The sequence below is a fragment of the Pseudomonas rustica genome (assembly GCF_049959085.1).
GTDB classification, from domain to species: Bacteria; Pseudomonadota; Gammaproteobacteria; order Pseudomonadales; family Pseudomonadaceae; genus Aquipseudomonas; species Aquipseudomonas rustica.
Genome location: NZ_CP188200.1, coordinates 3,706,781 through 3,730,552, shown reverse-complemented (window position 1 = coordinate 3,730,552; position 23,772 = coordinate 3,706,781). Strand labels below are relative to the sequence as shown.

At 58.0% G+C, this 23,772-nt stretch carries 18 protein-coding genes and 4 tRNA genes; 15 read left to right on the top strand and 7 right to left on the bottom strand.

The features are described 5' to 3' along the window. Positions 1–58: 58 nt before the first annotated feature. The 4 genes from ACP3TY_RS16850 (at position 59) to ACP3TY_RS16835 (ending at position 4,844) form a co-directional block, all read left to right on the top strand. Positions 59–1,258 carry an MFS transporter gene (locus tag ACP3TY_RS16850; protein ID WP_426618024.1) on the top strand — a complete coding sequence of 400 codons (1,200 nt, stop codon included), beginning with the start codon at positions 59–61 and terminating at the stop codon, positions 1,256–1,258. A gap of 44 nt (positions 1,259–1,302) precedes the next feature. Then, positions 1,303–1,614 carry a cupin gene (locus ACP3TY_RS16845; RefSeq protein ID WP_159814917.1) on the top strand — a complete coding sequence of 104 codons (312 nt, stop codon included), beginning with the start codon at positions 1,303–1,305 and terminating at the stop codon, positions 1,612–1,614. A 105-nt stretch (positions 1,615–1,719) separates the two neighbouring features. Then, positions 1,720–2,871: a TDT family transporter gene (locus ACP3TY_RS16840; RefSeq protein ID WP_400753506.1), complete on the top strand. Its 1,152-nt coding sequence runs from the start codon at positions 1,720–1,722 to the stop codon at positions 2,869–2,871. Positions 2,872–2,969: 98 nt separating this feature from the next. Then, on the top strand, positions 2,970–4,844 hold the full coding sequence (locus ACP3TY_RS16835; RefSeq protein ID WP_282358739.1) for an MFS transporter: 1,875 nt from the start codon (positions 2,970–2,972) through the stop codon (positions 4,842–4,844). Between the two features lie 113 nt (positions 4,845–4,957). On the opposite strand, the gene sugE is transcribed toward ACP3TY_RS16835, so the two are convergent. The 3 genes from sugE to rdgC all read right to left on the bottom strand — a co-directional run bounded on the left by sugE (position 4,958) and on the right by rdgC (position 7,428). Next, complete coding sequence (sugE, locus tag ACP3TY_RS16830) at positions 4,958–5,272, bottom strand: quaternary ammonium compound efflux SMR transporter SugE (protein ID WP_008077894.1); 315 nt, start codon at positions 5,270–5,272, stop codon at positions 4,958–4,960. 118 nt (positions 5,273–5,390) lie between these two features. Next, positions 5,391–6,356 (bottom strand): bile acid:sodium symporter family protein, encoded by a 966-nt coding sequence (locus ACP3TY_RS16825; protein ID WP_282359331.1) that lies wholly within the window; start codon positions 6,354–6,356, stop codon positions 5,391–5,393. A 151-nt stretch (positions 6,357–6,507) separates the two neighbouring features. Beyond that, positions 6,508–7,428 (bottom strand): recombination-associated protein RdgC, encoded by a 921-nt coding sequence (rdgC, locus tag ACP3TY_RS16820; protein ID WP_007919763.1) that lies wholly within the window; start codon positions 7,426–7,428, stop codon positions 6,508–6,510. A 159-nt stretch (positions 7,429–7,587) separates the two neighbouring features. On the opposite strand from rdgC, the gene ACP3TY_RS16815 reads away from it, so the two are divergent. The 4 genes from ACP3TY_RS16815 (at position 7,588) to ACP3TY_RS16800 (ending at position 8,131) form a co-directional block, all read left to right on the top strand. Beyond that, positions 7,588–7,663 (top strand) — tRNA-Val (locus ACP3TY_RS16815). A 19-nt stretch (positions 7,664–7,682) separates the two neighbouring features. Further along, positions 7,683–7,759, top strand: a tRNA-Asp gene (locus ACP3TY_RS16810). A gap of 200 nt (positions 7,760–7,959) precedes the next feature. Beyond that, positions 7,960–8,035: transfer RNA gene (locus ACP3TY_RS16805), tRNA-Val, on the top strand. 19 nt (positions 8,036–8,054) lie between these two features. After that, positions 8,055–8,131, top strand: a tRNA-Asp gene (locus ACP3TY_RS16800). Positions 8,132–8,311: 180 nt separating this feature from the next. Here the strand turns inward: ACP3TY_RS16800 and ACP3TY_RS16795 are convergent. Together ACP3TY_RS16795 and ACP3TY_RS16790 are read right to left on the bottom strand one after the other, a co-directional pair. Further along, complete coding sequence (locus ACP3TY_RS16795) at positions 8,312–9,478, bottom strand: catalase family protein (RefSeq protein ID WP_426618023.1); 1,167 nt, start codon at positions 9,476–9,478, stop codon at positions 8,312–8,314. Continuing rightward, a complete protein-coding gene (locus ACP3TY_RS16790) occupies positions 9,475–11,283 on the bottom strand; it encodes a di-heme-cytochrome C peroxidase (protein ID WP_426618022.1) in 1,809 nt (602 codons plus the stop codon). The genes ACP3TY_RS16795 and ACP3TY_RS16790 overlap by 4 nt, the downstream gene beginning before the upstream one ends. 269 nt (positions 11,284–11,552) lie before the next feature. Here ACP3TY_RS16790 and ACP3TY_RS16785 point away from each other — a divergent pair, with 269 nt between their 5' ends. The 7 genes from ACP3TY_RS16785 to ACP3TY_RS16755 all read left to right on the top strand — a co-directional run bounded on the left by ACP3TY_RS16785 (position 11,553) and on the right by ACP3TY_RS16755 (position 19,685). Further along, entirely contained in the window at positions 11,553–12,272 is a 720-nt protein-coding gene (locus tag ACP3TY_RS16785; RefSeq protein WP_053118601.1) for an FKBP-type peptidyl-prolyl cis-trans isomerase, read from the top strand. A gap of 293 nt (positions 12,273–12,565) precedes the next feature. Then, positions 12,566–13,021: a YkvA family protein gene (locus tag ACP3TY_RS16780; RefSeq protein ID WP_053118602.1), complete on the top strand. Its 456-nt coding sequence runs from the start codon at positions 12,566–12,568 to the stop codon at positions 13,019–13,021. A 112-nt stretch (positions 13,022–13,133) separates the two neighbouring features. Beyond that, a complete protein-coding gene (locus ACP3TY_RS16775; protein WP_053118605.1) occupies positions 13,134–13,475 on the top strand; it encodes a helix-turn-helix domain-containing protein in 342 nt (113 codons plus the stop codon). Beyond that, on the top strand, positions 13,472–13,843 hold the full coding sequence (locus tag ACP3TY_RS16770) for a hypothetical protein (RefSeq protein ID WP_003223109.1): 372 nt from the start codon (positions 13,472–13,474) through the stop codon (positions 13,841–13,843). The genes ACP3TY_RS16775 and ACP3TY_RS16770 overlap by 4 nt, the downstream gene beginning before the upstream one ends. Further along, positions 13,844–14,251, top strand: coding sequence for a tetratricopeptide repeat protein (locus tag ACP3TY_RS16765; RefSeq protein ID WP_426618021.1), 408 nt, complete (start codon positions 13,844–13,846; stop codon positions 14,249–14,251). 233 nt (positions 14,252–14,484) lie between these two features. Continuing rightward, entirely contained in the window at positions 14,485–19,260 is a 4,776-nt protein-coding gene (locus tag ACP3TY_RS16760; RefSeq protein WP_426618020.1) for an RHS repeat-associated core domain-containing protein, read from the top strand. A gap of 8 nt (positions 19,261–19,268) precedes the next feature. Next, entirely contained in the window at positions 19,269–19,685 is a 417-nt protein-coding gene (locus ACP3TY_RS16755) for a hypothetical protein (RefSeq protein WP_426618019.1), read from the top strand. Positions 19,686–19,723: 38 nt separating this feature from the next. On the opposite strand, the gene ACP3TY_RS16750 is transcribed toward ACP3TY_RS16755, so the two are convergent. Both ACP3TY_RS16750 and ACP3TY_RS16745 read right to left on the bottom strand, forming a co-directional pair. Next, entirely contained in the window at positions 19,724–21,514 is a 1,791-nt protein-coding gene (locus ACP3TY_RS16750; protein WP_426618018.1) for a bifunctional diguanylate cyclase/phosphodiesterase, read from the bottom strand. A gap of 131 nt (positions 21,515–21,645) precedes the next feature. Then, the gene (locus tag ACP3TY_RS16745; protein WP_172680089.1) at positions 21,646–23,730 is read right to left on the bottom strand and encodes a carboxy terminal-processing peptidase; all 2,085 of its coding nucleotides are present in this window, start codon (positions 23,728–23,730) and stop codon (positions 21,646–21,648) included. Positions 23,731–23,772 lie beyond the last annotated feature (42 nt).

Below are 23,772 nucleotides of genomic sequence, written 5' to 3'. Positions count from 1 at the left end.
GCGCGAGGCGGTAGCACACTCCGCAAAAGCAAAAAATTAGCTTTTGCGGAGTGTGCCCATGACCAGCCCCTTGAATAACGTCGTTTCAAACCGCTCCAGCCTGTGGTTTTTGGCGATCACCTTACTCAGTTTTCTCGCCGCTTCCACCGCGCCGACGCCGTTGTATCACCTGTATCAGGATCAACTGCATTTCTCGGCGGTGGTGCTGACGCTGATCTTCGGCGTCTATGCGCTCAGTCTGTTGGCGGCACTATTAACAGTGGGTTCGCTGTCCGATCACGTCGGGCGCAAACCGGTGATTTTTACCGCCGTGCTGCTCAATGCCTTGGCGATGCTGCTGTTTATCTATGCCGACAGCGTCACGTGGCTGATCAGCGCGCGCGTCCTGCAAGGTTTCGCCACTGGCATGGCCACTGCGGTGTTGAGCGCGACGTTGCTCGATACGGATCGCCAGCAAGGGCCGTTGATCAACAGCGTCGCGCCGCTGTTGGGAATGGCGTTGGGCGGTTTGGGTTGCGGTTTGCTCGCGGAATTTGCTCCGGCGCCGTTGCAACTGACCTATTGGCTGCTGCTCGGATTGTTTGTGTTGCAGGGGATTTATGTCTGGCGCCTGCCGGAAAGTGTCTCGCCGCAAGACGGGGCTTGGGCGTCATTGAAGCCGACGCTGCACGTGCCGGCTCAGGCGCGTTCAACATTGTGGCGAGTGCTGCCGCTGAACACGGCGACGTGGGCACTCGGTGGTTTTTATGCTTCGTTGGCTCCGTCATTGGTGCGCACGGCCACCGGTTCAACGTCCAACCTGATCGGCGGCTCGACCGTGGCGGCATTGACCCTGACCGGTGCGCTGATGATCTTTACCCTGCGCAATCGCAGCGCCAAGCAAGCCTTGCGGCTGGGCGCGAGTTTGCTGCCGATGGGGCTGGTGCTGATCTTGCTCGGCGTGCACAGCGCGAGTCTTTCGCTGTTCTTCCTCGGCACGCTGGTCGCCGGTTGCGGATTTGGCTCTGGTTTCCTCGGCGCAGTGCGCAGCCTGGTGCCGCTGGCATTGCCTCACGAACGGGCCGGTTTGATGTCAGCGTATTACGTGCTGAGCTATCTCGCGTTCTGCCTGCCGGCATTGTTGGCCGGTTATCTGGCTCGCACCTATGGCTTGCTGGCAACCACTGATGGCTACGGCGCGGTACTGATCGTGTTGGCGGTGGGGGCGTTATTGCTCAGCCTGCGCGCCAACGCAGTCAAGGTGTGCAGCGCTCCCTGAGTTTCGGTTAGCCTTGCTTGGCCATTCTTCTCACGGATCGATTCATGAAGATTATCCGCAGCAAAACCTTCACCGCCGACCGCGCCTGGGGCGCGCTGGATATCGCCAATATGAACGGCATCACCACGCGCCTGCACTGGACGGATCAGCCGTACAAATGGCACGTCAACGATGGCGAAGAAGTGTTCGTGGTGCTCGATGGACAAGTGCAGATGCACTACCGCGAAAACGGCGAGGAAAAACAGGTGCAGCTCGACATCGGCGACATCTTTTACGCCTCGGTCGGCACCGAGCATGTCGCGCATCCACAGGGCGCTGCGCGGATCCTGGTGATTGAAAGCGAAGGCAGCGTCTGACTGCTTATTGGCAAAACAGATAACAGTTAGAGATATTACCCGTTATATAGATATTCGATTCGGATCTACCATGAATTCCACCTCACCTGAGGACAGGAGTTCATGATGATTTGCCCCAACAGCGCCAAACCCGGTATCAAGCCGTTCAGCCAACTTCAGCATCCGCGTGAAGTGATCCGCCAATTCACACCGAACTGGTTCGCCGCGACCATGGGTACCGGTGTGCTGGCATTGGCGTTGGCGCAACTGCCGGTGGCGATTCCCGGTTTGCACGCCGTGGCCGAAGGGCTGTGGTTGTTCAACATTTTGTTGTTCACGTTGTTTACCCTGGCTTACGCCGCTCGCTGGATTCTGTTCTTCGATGAAGCGCGGCGGATTTTCGGGCATTCCACGGTATCGATGTTCTTCGGCACCATCCCAATGGGCCTGGCGACGATCATCAACGGCTTTTTGGTGTTCGGCCTGCCGCGCTGGGGCGACGGGGTGATTCATCTCGCCGAAGTGCTGTGGTGGATTGATGTGGCGATGTCGCTGGCCTGCGGCGTGTTGATTCCGTACATGATGTTTACCCGTCAGGAACACAGCATTGATCAGATGACCGCCGTTTGGCTGTTGCCCGTAGTCGCCGCAGAAGTGGCAGCGGCCAGCGGCGGCTTGCTGGCTCCGCATCTGACCGATGCCCACTCGCAATTGGTGGTGCTGACCACCAGCTACGTGCTTTGGGCATTTTCCCTACCGGTGGCGTTCAGCATTCTGACAATCCTCTTGCTGCGCATGGCCCTGCACAAACTGCCTCACGAAAACATGGCCGCTTCGAGCTGGCTGGCCCTTGGCCCGATCGGCACCGGTGCACTGGGTATGTTGCTGTTGGGCGCTGATGCACCGGCGATCTTCGCCGCCAACGGTCTGCCGGGCATCGGCGAAATCGCATCGGGCATCGGCCTGGTCGCCGGCATCACGCTGTGGGGCTTCGGGTTGTGGTGGATGTTGATGGCGCTGCTGATCACCGCACGTTATCTGCGTGATGGCATCCCGTTCAATCTTGGCTGGTGGGGCTTCACCTTCCCGTTGGGTGTTTATTCGCTGGCAACGTTGAAGCTGGCGAGCACCTTGAATCTCGGATTTTTCAGCGTGGTTGGCTGTGTGTTGGTGACGTTGCTCGCGATCATGTGGCTGATCGTCGGTAAACGTACCGTGCAAGGCGCGTGGCGCGGCGAGCTGTTTGTTTCACCGTGCATCGCCGGTTTGAAGAAATAACCTGAAATATTTAGCTAAGGTGTGGCCTGGATTGCGGTTTGTGAATCCAATAGACAGTATCCAGACCACCCCCCAGCAAAATCAGGGAAACACGGAAGATGAGTCATTCCTCACAGTTCAACCTGCTGCGCACGCGACGGTTTTTACCGTTCTTCATCACGCAATCGCTCGGCGCGTTTAACGACAACGTGTTTAAACAGTCGTTGATTCTCGCCATTCTCTATCGGCTGACCATCGAAGGTGACCGCTCGATCTGGGTCAACCTCTGTGCGCTACTGTTTATTCTGCCGTTCTTTCTGTTCTCGGCGCTGGCCGGGCAGTTTGGCGAAAAATTCGCCAAGGACGCGTTGATCCGTCTGATCAAACTGGCGGAAATCGCCATCATGGCGGTGGGATCCGTCGGATTTTTGTTCGATCATCTGTCGCTGATGCTGGTGGCGTTGTTCGCCATGGGCACGCACTCGGCGCTGTTCGGGCCGGTGAAGTATTCGATCCTGCCGCAGGCATTGCGCGAGGATGAACTGGTCGGCGGCAATGGTCTGGTGGAGATGGGCACGTTTCTGGCGATCCTCGCCGGCACCATCGGCGCCGGGGTCATCATGTCTTCGACGCACTACGCGCCACTGGTGTCCGGCGCCATCGTCGGCATTGCCGTGCTGGGTTATCTCGCCAGCCGCAGCATTCCACGGGCGGCGGCGTCCTCGCCGGAAATGCGCCTGAACTGGAATATCTTCAGCCAATCGTGGGCGACGCTGAAACTCGGCTTGGGCCAGACCCCAGCGGTGTCGCGTTCGATCGTAGGCAATTCGTGGTTCTGGTTTGTCGGGGCGATTTATCTGACGCAGATTCCGGCGTATGCCAAGGAATGGATGCACGGCGATGAAACCGTGGTCACCTTGATTCTCACGGTGTTCTCGGTGGGGATCGCCCTCGGTTCAATGCTCTGCGAGAAGCTTTCCGGGCGTAAAGTCGAGATCGGTCTGGTGCCGTTCGGCTCGTTTGGTCTGACCGTGTTCGGGCTGCTGCTGTGGTGGCATTCCGGCGGGATTCCGGACAGCGTCACTGGCCATAGCTGGGTTGAAGTGCTGGGCTTTGTGCACACGTGGGCGGTGTTGATCGACATTCTCGGTCTGGGCATTTTCGGCGGCTTCTATATCGTGCCGCTGTACGCGTTGATCCAATCGCGCACCGCCGAGAACGAGCGCGCGCGGGTGATCGCGGCGAACAACATTCTCAACGCACTGTTCATGGTGGTCTCGGCCATCGTTTCGATCGTGTTGTTGAGCGTGGTCAAACTGTCGATTCCTCAGCTGTTTCTGGTGGTGTCGCTGCTGAACATCGGCGTTAACGCCTACATCTTCAAAATCGTCCCCGAGTTCAGCATGCGTTTCATGATCTGGCTGCTCAGCCATTCCATGTACCGCGTCGAACATCGCAACCTTGAGGCGATTCCGGATGAGGGCGCGGCGTTGTTGGTGTGCAACCACGTGTCGTTCGTCGATGCCTTGCTGATTGGCGGCGCAGTGCGTAGGCCGATTCGCTTTGTCATGTACTACAAAATCTACAACCTGCCGGTGCTGAACTTTATCTTCCGCACGGCTGGGGCCATTCCTATCGCTGGGCGGCAGGAAGATATCCAGATCTACGAAAAGGCCTTCACGCGGATTGCTCAGTATCTGAAGAACGGTGAACTGGTGTGCATCTTCCCGGAAGGCAAATTGACCGCTGATGGCGAGATGAATGAGTTCCGGGGCGGGCTGACGCGGATTCTCGAAGAGACGCCGGTACCGGTGATTCCGCTGGCGTTGCAGGGGTTGTGGGGGAGTTTCTTCAGTCGCGATCCGAACAAGGGGTTTTTTCACCGGTTGTGGTCGCGGGTGACGTTGGTGGCGGGTTCGGCGGTAGCTGTGGAAGCGGCGGAGCCGGCGAAGTTGCAGGTGTTGGTGGGGGAGTTGCGTGGGGCGGTTAGATAATTAGTGATTTTTAGGGCCTCTTCGCGAGCAGGCTCGCTCCCACATTCGACCGCGTTCCGTCATTGGAATACGGTCACTGTGGGAGCGGGCTTGCTCGCGAAAGCGGTAGAGGCCTAAGCGCTGACCTTAAGCCCAATCAGCCCGGTGATGATCAACGCCACACTCGCCAGCCGAATCAACGCCATCGATTCGCCAAACAATATGATCCCGGCAATCACCGTGCCCACGGCACCGACCCCAGTCCAGATCGCATACGCCGTGCCCAGCGGCAATTCCTTCATCGCAAGGCCAAGCAGGCCAAGGCTGATGGCCATGGCCGCAACGGTCAGCGCAGTAGGGAGTGGACGGCTGAAGCCATCGGTGTATTTCAGGCCAACGGCCCAGCCGACTTCGAACAGGCCGGCGAAAAACAGAATGATCCAGGACATGAGAGACCTCCATCGATTGACGGGGTCGTCCCCAGATTAATGACTCGATCGAGCCGCGAGGTCGTCCTCGCGTTGCGCGATAGTTTGACCAGCATTAACCCGGGGATCAAGTTTCAGCTCAGTCGGCAGCCTGTTGCGCCAACGCCTCGCGATCTTCCTTTTCGCTCATGCGGCGGAAGTAGGTCGACAGCAGCGCACCGGAAATATTGTGCCAGACACTGAACAACGCGCTCGGCACTGCCGCCAGTGGCGAGAAGTGCGCGCTGGCCAACGCGGCGCCCAATCCCGAGTTCTGCATGCCGACTTCCAGCGCCAGCGATTTGCGCTGAGCCAACGGCAGCTTGAACAGGCGACCGGTGAAGTAACCCAGCAGATAACCGAAGCTGTTGTGCAGCATCACCACGGCCATGATCAGCAGACCGGATTCGGCAATTTTTGCCTGGCTGGCGGCGACCACGGCAGTGACGATAATCACGATGCTGACCACCGACACCAGCGGCAACACATCCACCGCATGACGAACCTTGTCGCCAAGCAGACGCTGGGCAACCACGCCGAGAATGATCGGCAACAGCACCACTTGCAGGATCGACCAGAACAGCTCCATGAACGACACCGGCAACCACGCCGAAGCCAGCAGCCAGATCAGCGCCGGGGTCAGCAGCGGAGCGAGGAGGGTGGTAACGGCAGCGATGGCCACCGACAACGCCAGATCGCCGCGGGCCAGCCAGGTCATCACGTTGGACGAGGTGCCGCTCGGGCAGCAGCCGACCAGAATCACGCCGACGGCGATTTCCGGCGGCAGCTGAAACAGCTGGCAAAGCAACCACGCCACGCCGGGCATGATCACGAAGTGTGCAACCACGCCCAGTGCCACACGCCACGGATGGCGGGCAACGGCAGCGAAGTCGTCGAGTTTGAGGGTCAGGCCCATGCCGAACATCACCAGCCCGAGCAACGGCACGATCGCGCCTTTAAGGCCGAGGAACCATGCCGGTTGCAAAAACGCGATGACCGCGAAAATCAGAACCCAGTAAGCGAAGGTATTGCCGACAAAGCGGCTGAGTGCAGCCAGTGCGCGCATGGCTTGTTCCTTATTATGTGAAAGCGTTAGGAAGCTAAGCATACGTCGTCGGCAAAAAGATCGCAGCCTCCGGCAGCTCCTACAGAAAAACACATTCCCTGTAGGAGCTGCCGAAGGCTGCGATCTTTTAAATGTTCACACAAAGAACGGATCAGATCCCCTGCGGCGTCTCTTCACCACCCAGCGCTTCAACCAGCGCCGGCAGGAAGTCGCCGAAGGTCAGCATCATCAGGGTGAAGCTGGCGTCCAGTTGACCCAGTGCCTCGTCGCCACCGTCCTGTTCCGCCTGATCCTGCAACAGGTCTTCGAACTTCAGACGTTTAACAGTCATCTTGTCGTCAAGCATGAACGACAACTTGTCCTGCCACGCCAGCGACAGCTGCGTGACGACTTTGCCGGTGCTCAGGTGCAGCTGGATTTCTTCGCTGGTCAGATCCTGACGTTTGCAACGAACGATGCCGCCGTCTTCGTGGGTGTCGCGCAGTTCGCACTCGTCCAGCACATAGAAGTCGTCGGCAGCTTTCTGCGTGGTGACCCATTCGGTCATGGTCGCGGTCGGCGACATTTTCACGGTCAGCGGACGGACGGGCAGGGTGCCGATCACTTCGCGCAGGGTCGACAGCAAGTCTTCAGCGCGTTTCGGGCTGGCCGAGTTGACCAGAATCAGGCCTTGTTTCGGCGCGATGGCGGCGAAGGTCGACGAGCGACGGATAAAGGCGCGCGGCAGGAAGGCCTGGATGATTTCATCCTTGATCTGATCGCGTTCCTTCTTATAGACCTTGCGCATCTGCTCGGCTTCGATCTCTTCGACCTTTTCCTTAACCGCGTCGCGCACGACGCTGCCCGGCAGAATGCGTTCTTCTTTACGCGCGGAAATCAGCAGGAAGTCACCGCTGACGTGTACCAATGGAGCATCTTCGCCTTTGCCGAACGGCGCGACGAAACCGTAGGTGGTCAACTCCTGGCTTGCACATGGACGCGCCAGTTTGGTGGCCAGTGCAGTTTCCAGCGCCTCGGCATCGACAGGCAGGTCTTGGGTCAGGCGATAGATAAGCAGGTTCTTGAACCACATGGGGTGAGTCTCTCCTTTATACAAAGGGGGGCATTATTGTCCTCGCCGTCTCATAGGCCAACCCTTCTGTAAGCCTTTGGAAGGCCTGAGAAAATTATTTAAAAAAGTGCTTGCCAGAGGTTGGGTCGCTCCGTAGAATGCGCGCCACACCGAAGCGAAGGGTGATTAGCTCAGCTGGGAGAGCGTCTGCCTTACAAGCAGAATGTCGGCGGTTCGATCCCGTCATCACCCACCATTCGTTTCAAGTGTTTAGCGCAGCGGTAGTTCAGTCGGTTAGAATACCGGCCTGTCACGCCGGGGGTCGCGGGTTCGAGTCCCGTCCGCTGCGCCATATTCGGTAACTTGGATCACTGAACGCCAGGTCACCACGGAAGAACCCGCCCAAGCGGGTTTTTTTCTGCCTCAAAGTTTGTACAGTTGTACCCGCGGGATGTGTCGTTTTACCGGTTTTCGGATTTATTTGAAAAAAACTTCAATTAAATCAACACTTTACGAAAACTTGTGGCATAATGCGTCCCGTAACGAAGCGAAGGGTGATTAGCTCAGCTGGGAGAGCGTCTGCCTTACAAGCAGAATGTCGGCGGTTCGATCCCGTCATCACCCACCATTCGTTTCAAGCGTTTCGCGCAGCGGTAGTTCAGTCGGTTAGAATACCGGCCTGTCACGCCGGGGGTCGCGGGTTCGAGTCCCGTCCGCTGCGCCATATTCGGAATCTGGAACACTGAACGCCAGAATCCACAGAAAGCCCGCCTAGTGCGGGCTTTTTGCTGTCTGGGGTTTGAGAAAATCACCTGAACCCCTGTAGGAGCTGCGGCACGCTGCGATCTTTTGATCTTGCTTTCCTAAGATCAAAAGATCGCAGCCTCGTTGCACTCGACAGCTCCTACAGGGCATTTCGGCTGTGCCGGTAATCGCTCACCGCTTCATACACCGCTTTACGCAGACGATTGATCCCGCCAATCGGCCGATGCGCTTCGATACCAAACCACGGATTGAACGACAGGTTGTCGCACGCCAGATTCAGCGCTGGCGTATCGAAGTCCTGCGCCGGCAGGGTAATCCGCGCCACCGTCTCAAACGGCGAGTCCTGCTCACGCCATTCAATGCTGGTGTCTTCGATCGGCATGTACTTGTTGGCATCCTGACGCTGAATCTGCAGGACAAAACACGCTGGCACCCGATCCGTCGATAACTGCTGACTCAAAGCACTGCGCAGAAAGTTCGGCAGATCGTGATTCTGTTGAGGCAACGCGTACGCCGGGCAACTGTCCGGATCCGGCATCACCCGAAATTTCGCATTGGCCTCACCGAATTTGTACGGCGAGACTGAAAAATAAGTCGTCTGCGTCGGGCTGTCCGGCGGCGGTGCCAGCGTGGCCAGAGCAATAAACAGATGACGGATCTGCCAGGTGCGCGGATCCCATCCTGGAAAAAACGCCATGATCTTCTTGCCGTCAGCCTGCGCCGCGACATTCTGACGGTACTCAGCGACATCGCTGACAAAGAAGTTCGCATGACTGAACATCACGAAATCCTGTTCGCCCTGCGCCGGTCGCTCGCCGAGCAAGGGTTTACCCGACACATCGAACAACTTGATCGCCATACCTCGTGCATCGCGCAGGCTGTCGAATTGCGGATAAGCGTTGCCATTCGACAGACGAATCATCGCCTGCCAGGTTTTCCCCGGCTCACTGAACACGCCTTGGCGCAATTGTTGCGCCAATTCCGGCAATACTTTGACTTCTGCCTTTACGCAACCATGCGCTTTGGCATGGGCGTCGCGCAGATAACGCGTGGGCTCGCGGTGTTGATCGACGATGCGCACGGCGGTCTGGATCACGTCCTGCGTCATCGCGGCTTCACCGGGCGGAATCTGCTCCAGCGCCGACACCGGGCCGCGGTGCTGCCAGGCAAACCACGCCGTCGCGATCGCCCAGCCGAGCAAGCCAATCACCAGCAGGATTAACACGGTTTTGCCAAGCAAGCGCCCCAGCCACAACCAGATTCGTGCGAGCAACGGCAGTTCTTTCTTGAATGTCGGCATCGTCATGGCAATTGCGCCTCCAGTGGGCCGCCCAGCACTTTCAGGTATTCGAGCAAGGCCCAGCGTTCTTCGGGCTGCAACAGTCGGCCGATCACGCCATTGCCGGGTTCGCCGGCGCGGAATTCATGACCGCTGTTATGGTTGCCGCTGATGCGCGTATCGAACAGGAAACCATTGGTGAACGCTTCGGTGCGATAGCCCAGATGCCGAGGATCGTATTCGAAGGTGCCTTTATAGAAGGTGGTCGCGCGCTCATCCTGCGGCGAGAGCAATTGATAAACGCTTGGCACCGAGCCGTTGTGCAGGAAGGGTGGGGTCGCCCAGACGCCAGCCAATGGCCGCGCCTTGTAAGCGACTTTTTCGCGCACGCCGATCGGCAGGCCGAAACCGTCCAGTCGAGGTTTTTCTTGCGGAGTGACGTTGGCTTCGCGGTAGGCGCGGTTTTCGACGAAAGCGGTGACGTACGCCAGTCCTTTGGCGACTGACAGCTGGCTCAGATCCAGCGGTTCTGTGGGCGTCGGATGCAGTTTGACGTCCATGTTCGCCAGCTCTTTCAAATCCCATTGCAGCGCTGTCAGGTCGAAGCGGTGGGTGGCGATGTTGGTGGCGGCGTTCGGGTCAGTACCGATCACATCGAGCGGCAGCATGTGCAAATGCTGCACCCAGCGCTCGCCTTCCTGAGTGACGCGCGGCACATGGCAGCCGGCGCAGTTTTCCGCAAACAGCGCGCGGCCCTTGGCGGCCAGAGGTTGGTCGACGGCGCCAAGTATCTCTTCCGGCCAGGCCGGTGGCTGAAGTTTTTGCAGGGTTTCTTCGATCGTGTGCAGATCGCGCACACGAACGCTCGAGGCGTAGCGCTCTTCGCCTTGCAGCGGTTGGCCGTTGGCGTCGAAAAAATTCAGCGTGGCGCCAACGCCCAGTGCTTCGCCGATATTGCGCGCCATCGGCTGCTGTGCCGAGCCGTTCCACTGCACCCAATCGAACCTCCACATGTCCCACAACTGCGGGTAATCCACCGGCGCATTGGCCACGCGATAGTTGGCGGGGGAAATCGCATCGCCGAAGGTCGCGTTGGCGATCCGACCGAATGCATCGGCGCGGCCAGGGCCTTCTTCGGTGGGGTAGAGGCCGCGATGGGTGTCGTTCCAGGCGACTTTCAGGAACGTATCCAGCGAGGTTTTGAAGTCTTTGCGCAGTTGCTCGTGGCGCACGTCGTATTTATCGCCGAGCACGCTTCGGGCGAAGCGTTCGAATTTCCACGGGTTGTAGTAAGTCGCCGTCAGACTCGCGACCAATGCTTGTCCGAAACTGCCGCCGCGCAATGTAGGAACACTGGAAGGCAGCACGTGCTGCGCGGTGCCGCCGTCGATGCGCACAGCCTGACCTTTGAAACGCAATTCGCCGGTGTGGCAAGCGGCACAAGTTATGTCGAGATATTGCTCGGAAGTAGCGGGGTTTTGATGCCGGGCGAAACCCACGGGCAGGTTGCCGGGATTGTTCGGCGTGGCTTGCTGTTTGGGATCGACCAGAAAACCGAAGCGCGCGAGGTATTCCGCAGAGGCGAAACGCTGCTCGGAGAAGGGCAGCTCCAGCGCTTGAAACCACTCATAGCGCAGGCCTTTGACCTGTGTGCCCTGAGGCGTGAAGTAATAGGTTTGCCGCTGTTCTTCCGACCATTGATTCAGGTAATGCACCTGCTCGGCCGGGGTGTAGAACGTTAATTTCGGGTTGGCGACGTAATACAAAACCACGGCGAGGACGAGGCCGAGCAGCACGAAGATCAGGGTCAAAACACGGAATAAGCGGCGCAAGTTAAACATCCTTGTCGAATTATTGCGCTGTTATGCCTGAGGCTATGAGGGTGGGCAAGTGGCCATTACGCCAACTGTTGTGAGAAGTGGTATCAATCGTTGTAGGGCGTAGATGACAGAAGCTTCATCGTGCCTTTAGCCGAATGCGTTTCAATACCTGAACTTATCGCCGCTTTACTGCTCTCATGCCGGTAGCCATTGGTCGTGGCGGCCTGATAAGCTCGCGGCTTTACTCGATTGCCCTTTCGGCGCATGAACAAGGAAATAGCATGAAACAGCATCGGTTGGCGGCGGCGGTAGCCCTGGTTAGCCTGGTACTTGCGGGTTGTGATTCGCAAACCAGCGTAGAGCTGAAAACCCCGGCGCAAAAAGCTTCCTACGGTATCGGCCTGAACATGGGCAAGAGCCTGGCTCAGGAAGGCATGGATGATCTGGACTCCAAAGCAGTAGCCCAGGGCATCGAAGATGCCGTCGGCAAGAAAGAACAGAAGCTGAAAGACGAAGAACTGGTTGAAGCTTTCGCCGCGCTGCAAAAGCGTGCCGAAGAGCGTATGGCCAAGATGAGCGAAGAGTCGGCAACCGCTGGCAAGAAATTCCTCGAAGAAAACGGCAAGAAAGCAGGCGTGACAACAACTGCTTCCGGCCTGCAATACGAAGTCATCAAAAAGGCCGACGGCCCACAGCCTAAGCCGACCGACGTAGTGACTGTTCACTACACCGGCAAGCTGACCAACGGCACCGTATTCGACAGCTCCGTCGAGCGCGGCAGCCCGATCGATCTGCCAGTAAGCGGCGTGATCCCGGGTTGGGTTGAAGGTCTGCAACTGATGCACGTTGGCGAGAAGTACAAACTGTACATCCCTAGCGATCTGGCTTACGGCGCGCAATCGCCAAGCCCGGCAATCCCGGCCAACTCGGTTCTGGTTTTCGACCTGGAACTGCTGGCCATCAAGGATCCAGCCAAAGAAGACGCTGCTGCTGCCAAGTAAGCAGCTTCGGCTTCAACAACAACGCCTCGCTTAAGCGGGGCGTTGTTGCATCTGCAGGTTGGCGGGCGTAAACAGAGCGAACCGATGCCGGTCAGGGGAGTCATAGCTTTGAGGCTGCCCGCGCTAGACGCCCTGAGCCGCCAAGTCAATGAAATATTGGGGTTTTTTATGTGAGTAAAAAACGCCCGATCTGAGCGCGGCCCTTATAAACCGGGGCTCTCAGCGCCGAAATGCAGCTCTGTTCACAAGGTTATCCACAATTTGTGTGGATAACATTTCAACGGGAGGAATAGATGAAAGCTCCGTGGAATTTCGCTCGATTCCTGCCCCTGGCTGGCCGTTTGCTGGCCCGTGGTCGCCTGCCGACTTTATTGTTCGCCGTGGCCAGCAAAGGCGCCGCGCAAGGCAATCGCCTCGGCAAGCTCAAAGATGACCTGCGTTTGCTGCAGGCGCTGTGCCTGGCTTACTGGCGTGGCGAGTACCGCGCAATCAGTGGCAAGGCGTTGGTCTCGGTGGTGGCGGGGTTGATGTACTTCCTCAGTCCGGTCGATGCCATTCCGGATTTCATCCCGGTCTTCGGCATGCTCGACGACATCGCCGTGCTCGCCTGGCTGATGAAAACCCTCGACGAAGAACTCAACGCGTTCCGCCTGTGGCGCAGTCGTCAGCGTCCGGAAAAACTCGCGGTTGCCGAACGTCTGCCCGATACACCTGAACAACTGCAACTGGAAGGCCCGAAAAAGCCCTGAATAACCAAGACCTGCGATAGATAGATCGCCCCCGCGACCTTAGCCGCTGTTAGGATTACACTTCTAGGGAAAAGTGCCGACTCGCTAAGTGTTGTTGTCCTACGGGGTAGTCATGGATATTCAGATAATTGCACGCGATGGCGAACCCGAATACGCGGTTCTGCCATGGGCTCAATATCAGGCGTTACTCAAAGCAGCAGGTCTCAACGAAACACCGTCGCGTCCGGCCCCAGCGCCTGTCGCGGCCACTTCAGACCCGATTCTTCCAGGTCTGGATCAACTCCGCAGTTTGCGCGAAGGGAAGGGCATCGCCATCGAGGCGCTGGCCCGCACGGTAGGCATCAGCCCGTCTTATCTGGCCATGATCGAAAGTGGTGAGCGTGCGCCCGACGCCGCAATCCGCCGCAGCCTGGCCTGGGAATTGACGGTGCCAGGTTGGAGGGATGAATCGTGAGCGTACGCATCAGTCGTCAACATTGGGACGGGTTGCTGGGGGAGTTGGATCAGGCGCGCCGACAGCGTCATCTGCTGACGTATCGCGCCTTGCTTGAGCGTCTGCAACTGCCGACACCGGCCATGCAAACCCTGACCGCTGCACTTGAGCATCTCGCTGCGCTGGATGCCAAGGCCGAGCAACCGCTGCGCAGTTCACTGGTAATCAGCCAAGGCGCGAGCCGTTTACCGCGCACCGGTTTTTTTGAATGTGTTGAACGCCTGGGGCGTTTTTCCGGGCCGTCCGACGGAGTTGCCGCCGCGTCGTGGCACGCTTCCGAAGTGGTCAGAGTGTTCGAATACGAGTACCCGGAATCGGCGGAGGCCTGAGTGTTTTTACGCCTCAAGGCGTGGGCCAGTTATTGGCTGGCCCGCCGGCTGTTTCATTGGTCGTGGTGTGTGCGCCAGCCGCGCATCTGGCGCTGGATGGAAGGGCAGTTTGCGCGCATGGCCAACCTCGGCGATGTCGGCGCGCAAAGCTTTTACGGGCACATTCTGACCTTTCGCGGTGTGGGTCTGGGCGCGCGTGAAGAAGGCGTGCGACTGCTGCGTCTGGCGGCACTGGCCGGCGATGGCAAAGCGGCCTATCAGGTCGGCGTGATCAGCCTTGCCGGTACGCCGAGCAAGGCGCCGGATCCAGAGGAGGCTGTGCGCTGGTGGAGCATGGCCGCCAAGGCTGGGCACCCGTTGGCCGAGCACAAACTGCAAGAATTGAGTTCGCGCGATTCCAGCCTGTAAATCTCGTCATTGATAAACAGGGCGTGAGGGAAACCTCACGCCCTGTTTGCGTTTTGGCTCCTTTTGTTTAGCTGTGGGCAAGCGTTTACAGATTAGTCCTACAACCATCGCCTACTTGGCCGACTTCTTTCCTGATTGATCCCCCGCACAGTTCCCGCGCCTATTTTTTTGCGCGAGGGAACGCTCATGTTCGACCCGATTAACCCGTCCAATTCGCGCTCTGACGTGCGCTGATGGACGCCATCGCTCGCATCGAGCAAGAACTCGACAGTTTTCCCGCCAGCCTCAGTCTCTACCGCGAACAGCTCAAGCACTGGGCCAGCCGTGCCGCAGACAACGTCAGCCACGCGGCGGATCTGCCGTCGCTGATGGGCATGGAGCGGATCATCCGCTTCGGCGAACACAGCACCGTTGTCAGCAGTACCGATAACGAGTTTTTCTCCGGCGTCGTCCAGTGCCCGAAGAGCGGGCCGATGCTGATCGAGAGCAAGTTCGAGTCGGTGTACGACATTGCGCTCGGCAACATCACCGTCGATGTGATCGCCATGGACAGTGGCGAAATCACCCCCGTAACCCTTGATGCGCAAGGCAAAGGCTTGTTCAAGGGCACAGCGGGCAAGTTCTATCAGGTGCTGGTGCACAGCGAGGTCACCACGGACCAGGTTGATGACCTATTTAAAGCCTACGACGGCCTGACCCGTGAACTCGACGGCTGGCTGCGCGGTGAGTGGCAGGGTTTTAAACCGCAGTGGTCGCAGTCGGTGGCGACATCGGCAAGCAACGGCATGCTGGCCGGAAGTTGGGCTGCGATCGAGGGAGTGTGGGACAGCATCGGTTTGCTCTCGGACATTCTCAAGGATCCCGGGGCCTTTGCCGAGCGGTTGGGGGCTGGGGCCACGCAGTTAAAGGAGCTGGCGGAGACGGCTCCCGATGTCATGGAAAAGCTGCAACTGCTGATGAGCGATGAAGCGGCGCTGTGTTTGCTGCTGCGTAGCGCCAGCCTTTGGCTGGAGATGCTGCCGCCCAGCGAAATCGCCGGCAAAACCGCCGAAGCGGCGTCAATGATGATCGTGCAGGTGCTGATCGATTTGCTGATCGGCGTCGTGCTGACGTTTGTCGGTGCGGGTGCCGGCATCGCTTATCTGACGCTGCGCCTGGCTGACCGCGCCGCGCAGTTGTTGTCAGCGTTGACGCGGTTGCTGAAGGCGATGTTTGCCATCGTCGAAGGCTTCATCAAGTACGTCGACAAATACAAAAAAGTCGCTGCACGCGGGATTGCCGCCGGGGTGAAAAAAGGCCGGATGCAGTTGCGTTGGAACGCCAAGCGCAACGCCTTGCTGAAGAAAGACGAGCACCACGATGACGCTCCGGATCAGGCGAAAAATCCCAACGGGGACAGCGCTGATTGCGCTTCGGCTACGTGCACCAACGGTTGTCCGGTGTCGATGGTCACCGGTGAGGAACTGCTGACGCTGACGGATGCTGTGCTCGACGGCGTGTTGCCGTTTGAATTCACTCGGTTGTATCGCACCAGTGCGGTGGAAATCGATGTCGGGCTGGGGTTTGGCTGGAGCCATTCGCTGGCGCATCGGCTGGAGTTTGAGGGCGACACGGTTGTTTGGGTCGATCACGAGAATAGGCGCACACGGTTACCGTTGCCGAGTGTTGAGCGGCCGGCGATTCACAACAGCCTGTCGCGGGCGGCGATTTTTCTTGGGGATGAGCCGGAGGAGCTGATTGTTGCGCTGGCCGGGGAAACGGCGCGGTTTTATCACTTTCGTGCCGGGCGTCTGACGGCGATTAGCGATGCGTACGACAACCGTTTACGCATCAGCCGCGATCGTCAGGATCGCATCAGTCGTCTCGACAATGGCGCGGGGCGGGCGCTGCAGTTGCGTTACGACCGTGCGCAACTGATTGCGATCGACTACCAGAGTTTTCATCCAGCCGAGCGCCTTGAAGAGGCGTGGCGTACCGAGCAAACCCTCGTCAGTTATTGCTATGACGCGCGTCAGCGTTTGCTCGCGGCGACCAATGCCGCAGGTGAAAGCGAGCGCTACGACTACGACGACGCGCAGGTCATCCTGCAGCGACAGCTGACCGGTGGTGCGAGCTTTTTCTGGGAATGGGAACGGGCCGGCAAAGCTGCACGCTGCGTGCGGCACTGGGCGTCGTTTTCGCAGATGGACACGCGTTATGTCTGGGATGACGACGGCAGCGTCGCGGTGCATTACGTCGATGGCACCGAAGAGGTTTATGTCCACGACGACCGTGCGCGGCTGGTGCGTAAGGTTGAGGCGGATGGTAGCGAGCAGCTCAAGGCCTACGACGATCAGGGACGGTTGATCGCTGAACAGGATGCGCTGGGTTCTATCACCGAGTACCGATACGACGATGTCGGACGACTGATCGCGCTGATTCCGACAGCGGATGCGCCAACGTCCTACGAGTATCGCAACGGTTTCCTGCATCGGCGTTCGCGTGGCGATGCGGTGTGGATTTATCGGCGCAATGCCGAGGGCGACATCACCGAGGCTGTCGATCCTGACGGGCAGGTGACTCATTACTACTACAGCGTTCGCGGGCAACTGGTGTCGATCCGGTATCCGGACACCAGCCGTCATCTGCTGGCCTGGAATGACCTCGGCCAACTGGTTGAAGAGACGCTGCCTGAGGGTGGTGTACGGCGTTTTTCCTACGATGCTTTGGGACGGCGGGCGACCACGGTTGATCAACATGGCGCCGTTACCCGACAGCAGTGGGACGCCGTTGGCCGACTGGTTCAGACGACTTTTCCTACCGGCGCCACGCGTGCTTACAGCTATGGCGCGTACGGGCAAGTCACCGCCGAGCGTGACGAGCTGGGGCATATCACCCGGTATGAATACGACGATGACCTGCATCTGGTCTCCCGCCGCATTAACCACGACGGCACGCGGGTTCAGTATCGCTACGACCATGCCCAATTGCTGCTCACGGAAATCGAGAACGAGTCGGGTGAGAAATATCGGCTGGACTACACGCCGACCGGATTAATCCGACAGGAAACCGGTTTCGATGGGCGCCGAACTGCTTACGTGTATGACCTCAACGGTCACCTGCTGGAAAAGACCGAGTTTGGCGATGACGACTCACGGTTAGTCACCGCATACGAACGCGATGGCGCCGGGCGTCTGCTGGTTAAAACCCTGCCGGACGGAGTGAAGGTCAGTTACCAGTACGACAGTCTCGGTCGCTTGATCGGTGTCGATAATGGCCAAAACCATCCGCTGGCCTTCGAATACGACCGCCAGGATCGGCTGATCACCGAGCACCAGGGCTGGGGCACTCTGCGCTATGCCTACGACGCTTGCGGCCAGCTCAAGCGCATGCGTTTGCCGGACAACAGCAAACTCGATTACCACCATGCCAAGGGCGGCGCGCTGACCGCGATCGACCTCAACGGCGCACGCCTGACCACCCATCAGTTCGAATTCGGTCGCGAGCAAACCCGTCAGCAAGGTTTGCTGCACAGCCACTATCACTACGACGAACAGGGCCACCTTCAGGCCCACGCCGTCAATCAACAATCCAGCCCACTGTACCTGCGCCACTACAGCTACGCGGTCAACGGCAACCTGGCGAGCATCGCCGATAGCCGCCACGGTCAGCGCAGCTATTACTACGACGCCCTCGACCGACTGACCCGCGTCCGCCACTCCCGCGACGAACTCCCGGAAACCTACGCCCACGACCCGGCCGGCAACCTGCTCATGCAGGATCGCCCTGGCCCGAGCCATATCAAAGGCAACCGCCTGTTGATGCAGGGCGACCGCCATTACGACTACGACGCCTTCGGCAACCTGATCCGCGAGCGTCGCGGCACCGCGCACAAACTCGTCACCGAATACCACTACGACTGCCAGCACCGCCTGATCGGCCTGATTCGCCCTGACGGTAAAACCGCGTCTTACCGTTACGACGCTTTCGGCAGACGCATCAGCAAAACCGTCGACGGCGCCACCACTGAATTCTTCTGGCAAGGCGACAACCTCGTCGCCGAAAGCAGCCAGAGCGAATACCGCAGCTACGTCTACGACCCCGGCACCTTCCGTCCGTTAGCACTGCTCGACGGCAAAGGCCCGAAAAAGGCCTGCCCGTTTTACTACCAGAACGACCACCTCGGCACGCCGCTGGAGCTGACCGATTACAGCGGGGAAATCGTCTGGTCGGCGCAGTACGACGCCTATGGAAAAGTCGCGGCGGTGACGTTGGCGGCTGAGGAATACCTGGATCAGCCGCTGCGGTTTCAGGGGCAGTATTTCGATGCGGAGAGTGGGCTGCACTACAACCGGCATCGGTATTACGACCCGCGCCTGGGACGGTATTTGACGCCGGATCCGGTGAAGCTCGCGGGTGGGTTGAATCAGTACCAGTACACGCCGAACCCGATTGGGTGGGTGGATCCGTTGGGGTTGAACTCCAATTGTCCGCCGCCGAAAAATAATAAGAACGTAAAGTGCTCAGTACCGATTCAGGCTGATAAGCCTGCTGTAAACCAAGGACTCCCCATCGTTCCGCCTGTTGGTCTGCAGGGGCCGAAAAATGAAGCAGAGGCTAAGCGTCAAGTGTTGGCTTGGAACAGGCAATACAGAATGCATGGAGTAGAAAAACATGGTACGGAGATTGACGATGTTGCCCTAAAACAACGGTCAATAGACGGCTCACATCCAACAAAAAAATCCGTCAGGGGGAGGATAGGGCCGAGCTCACAATTTAGTAGTTGGATGATGCACTATCGGGCGTTAGATTTCGCTTTATCTAGAATGAATAAAAAAATCCCTGAGCCGACAGGGTATGACGCAGACCAAAATCCTATTGTTAGGATGAAACTCCCAGGAGCGGGGCGTGGTTACAAGCCGAATGAAAGAGATCTAGATAACCCTCGTTACATAGATAGCTTGGATGGGGCTGAAGTGAAATTTGACAAGCGAGATGTTAAACGGCCATTTACCGTTTTTCCAAGATAGGTAAAGTTATGTTGATGCTGCCATTTACAAAGTTGCCATTCGAACCCAGGCTTTCTCATGTGTTGAGTGGGATATCGGTCTACGATCGGGAAGAAACGCTTGGTCAGGCGTTGTGGATTTATGACCCTAATAAATATGAGGATCGACAAGAAATAATCAAAAAATTCATTGTTCCGGAATTTGATTATTTAACTTATCGTCATAGGTATTTGATTTATAAACTTCTCGAAAGCCATTTACAGGATGCTGATTTTGATTTTTCTGAAGAGTTTGAGAGCGATTATGATGATCCGCGAATGCTTGCATGGGATGAAACGGAAATAATAGATTCTCGTGGTTTTTTTGAACATATATATGAGGTCGTCAGTGAGTCGTGGAAGGATGATTTACTTCGGGCAAGCCTTGAAGATCAAACTCAATGGTGAATTTGATTGGTCCAGTCGTTACGTGCAGTTGAAAAAAATCAGCGTTGACCCATTAGCTGCGGCTGGTGGAGTGCTGTGGTTGTAAGGCTATCCAACAGATGTACGCTATACCCCGGAACATTCTTCGCATGATGCTTCGCCTGCGATGCCATCTCCGCAAGCTGACTGGCATCAAGCTGTGCGCAGGCCTCGGGGTGTAGATGGACTACGCCAATGGATAGCGACAACAGCGGAAACTCCTGCCGCACACCTTGGCGATTCGGCGCGATGAAGCAGCCTGCCTCAAGATGTTCGGGGCGATAGAAGCGGCGGCATTGGCTTTGGAAGTCGTCGAGCAGTTGATTGAGTCGCTTGCGCCAGTCTTCAGGGCCGAGGACTAACAGGAAGTCGTCGCCACCAATGTGGCCAACGAAATCTCGGGTGGGGTCGACGCGTTCATTCAGGCATTGCGCGAGACACAACAACACTTCGTCCCCGCGTCCGTACCCGTAGATATCGTTGAAGGGTTTGAAGCTGTCGATGTCGACGTAGCAGATGACAGATTCTCGACCCTGTTGCAGCAGGCGAGTGAGGCACTGCTGAATCGGCACATTGCCAGGCAGCAAGGTCAGCGGGTTGGCGTAGCGTGCCTGTTGGATTTTCAGTTCGGTGATGAGTTTGAGCACGTCGATCACCCGGCCGAGACCGAGGTAGCTGCCGTTGAGGGTGATGATGAAATCCTCTTCGATCCGCTGCCGAGCGCGGCTGGTGATGAGGCGGCTCACTTGCTGCAACGACTGACTCATTTCCACCGCGAGAAAATCGTCATTCATCAATCGGCTAATCGGTTTACGCGCAAACAAGTCAGTGGCAAACGGTTTGAGCAGGGCATCCGACAAGGAATGGCGATGGACGATGCCACACGGCTGACCCTGTTCGTCGAGCACGGCCAGTGAGTTGAGGTTGGCTTGGCGGCGGAAGGCTTCCAGTACGGTCGCGGTCGGTGTGTCGCGCGCTACGGCGGGTTGGTCGTTGAGCAGGGCGCTGAGGTCGCTGCCTTCGTCATTCAGCGCAACGCTGCTGCTGTCGTGTTTGGGCATCAACGTGCGGGCGTCGCGCGGTGGGTGTTCTTGTGGGCGGCCGAGCAAATAGCCTTGCACCAGGTCGACGCCCATTTCGGTGAGCACCGCGAGTTCTTCCGGCAGTTCGATGCCTTCGGCGATGACTTGCGCGCGGGAGGCTTTGGCGATTTGCAGGATCGAGCCGACGAATTCGCGTTTCAGCGCATCCTGATGGATGCCGTCGATGAAGTGTCGATCGATCTTCACGTAATCCGGGCGCAGCTCCGACCACAGGCGCAGGCTCGAATAACCGGCGCCAAGATCATCCAGCGCGATGGAGAAGCCCATCGCGCGGTAGTGATGCAGTGCGGTTTGCAGCAGTTGGAAGTCGTCGATGGGTGTTTGTTCGGTCAGTTCAATGACGACCTGGCTGGGCGGAATGCCGAAATCTTGAAGCAGTTGCAGTGTGCGTCCCGGTTGATGCGCGGCTTCGAGTAAAGACTCGGGCGAGACGTTGAGAAATAGTTTGCCCGGCAGTTGTTGTTCGTTGAAACGACGGCAGGCGCTTTGGCGGCAGGCGATTTCCAGCTCACTCAAACGCCCCGCCTGTCGCGCCACCGCGAATAAGGCAATCGGCGAGTGAAGAGGGCTGTTGGACGGGCCGCGTGTCAGCGCTTCGTAGCCGAGAATGCGGCGCTCGGAGAGGCAGATGATCGGCTGGAACAGGCTGTGCAATCCGCTTTGAGTCAGGATCGAGCTCAAGGCACTCAGCTGTTCGGTCGTGGTCATGGCAATCTCTGGCGATAAAAAAAGGACCGGGAGCGCTCTCGTTGGAGAGTGGCTCCCAGTCCTTTATTGCACGACAGAATGATGACTGTTTGATGACGATCCGGGGATCGTCAGCATTAAATTGCCATCACTTACTTCTTCGCCACCTGATTGCTCAGCTTCAGGTAATCCAGCAGCACGCGCCCGGTTTCGCTCAGGTAGGCATCGTCTTCTGGTTTGACCTTGTCCGGCTCGGCGGCCGTGAGGGCGTCGTCGTCTTCTTTCTTCAGCTCTTTGAGCGGCTCTTCGCCTTTGGCTTTGCGACGGATGTTTTCCATCGCCAGTTGCTTGGCGTCGATGTCGGTGTGTTGCGCGCGACGCTCGGTTTCATTGAGGCTGACGGTTTTTTCTTCCATCAGTTTTTGCGCGAGTGCCAGCTTGTCACGGATGAACACGAACTCCGCGTCTTTCGCCGTGCGGGCGTCATGCTCGGATTTGAGCTGAGCCAGATACGGTTTGAACGGATCGGCCGCCGGTTTGATGGCCGCGCGGATGGTGTCCCACGGCATGGCTTCCGGCAGAGCGCTTTCGCCAATTTCCTTGGTGTCGATCAGCGACGGGTAGTCGATGTCCGGCAGCACGCCCTGATGCTGGGTGCTCTGACCGGAGACCCGGTAGAACTTGGCCAGGGTCAGTTTCAGCTCGCCATGGTTCAGCGGTTGAATGGTCTGCACGGTGCCTTTACCGAAGGTCTGGCCACCGATGATCAGCGCGCGGTGATAGTCCTGCATGGCGCCGGCGAAAATCTCCGAAGCCGAGGCGGACAAGCGGTTGACCAGCAGCGCCATCGGGCCTTTGTAGAACGCGCCCGGGTTTTCATCTTCGAGCACGTCGACACGGCCATCGGCATTACGCACCAGTACGGTCGGGCCTTTGTCGATGAACAGACTGGTCAGCTCGGTGGCTTCTTGCAGGGAGCCGCCGCCGTTGTTGCGCAGGTCGATAACCACACCGTCGACTTTTTCTTTCTGCAGTTCAGTCAGCAGTTTTTTAACGTCGCGGGTGGTGCTCTTGTAGTCCGGATCACCGGCACGGAACGCTTTGAAGTCGAGGTAGAAGGCCGGAATCTCGATGACGCCGAGCTTGTAGTCCTTACCGTCCTGTTTCAGGTTGAGGATGGACTTCTTCACCGCCTGGTCTTCGAGCTTCACCGCTTCACGGGTGATCGGCACGATCTTGGTGGTCTGGTCGTTCGGCGCATTGCTCGCCGGAATCACTTCCAGACGCACCACGGTGCCTTTCGGGCCGCGAATCAGTTTGACCACTTCGTCGAGACGCCAGCCGACCACGTCGACCATCTCTTTGTTGCCTTGGGCAACGCCGATGATCTTGTCCGCCGGGGCGACCTGTTTGGTCTTGTCGGCCGGGCCTGCCGGCACCAGACGCACGACTTTCACCTGGTCGTTGTCGCTCTGCAACACAGCGCCGATGCCCTCGAGGGACAGGCTCATGTTGATGTCGAAGTTTTCCGCGTTATCCGGCGACAGATAGTTGGTGTGCGGGTCGTACGACATGGCGAAGGTGTTGATGTACGCCTGGAAGATGTCTTCCGGACGGGTCTGATCCAGGCGCGCCAATTGGTTCTTGTAGCGCTTGGTCAGGGTTTCCTGAATCTGCTTCGGATCTTTGCCGGCGATCTTCTGGCGCAGGACTTCGTCCTTGACGCGTTTGCGCCACAGGTCATCAAGTTCTGCAGTGGATTTCAGCCAAGGAGCGTCCTTGCGATCGATCAGCAAGGTTTCCTTGGTGTTGAAGTCCATCTTGTCGACGCCTTTGTTCAGCTCGGCGATGGCGAAGTCCAGACGCGATTTGACGCGATCCAGATAACGCTTGTAGATGGTGAAGCCGGCGTTGAGGTCGCCGCTTTTGAGGAAGTCGTCGAACTGCGTCTTCCACTTGTCGAATTCGGCGATGTCGCTGGCCATGAAATAGCTGCGCGACGGATCCAGCAGCTTGATGTAGCTGTCGTAGATGATCACCGAGCGCGCATCGTCGAGCGGCGGCTTGCTGTAGTGGTGACGCTTGAGCAACTCGACGACGTTCAGACTGGCGATGACTTCATCGCGATCAGGCTGCAATTTGTCCCAGCTGTTGGCAGCGAAGGTATTGCCCGACATCGGCAAAATACCGATACCGATGAATAGAGCGAGGGCGGTGCTTGGGAGCAGATGCTTCATGCTGATTCGACGCGGGGACAATTGATAACGCATATTAGGCCG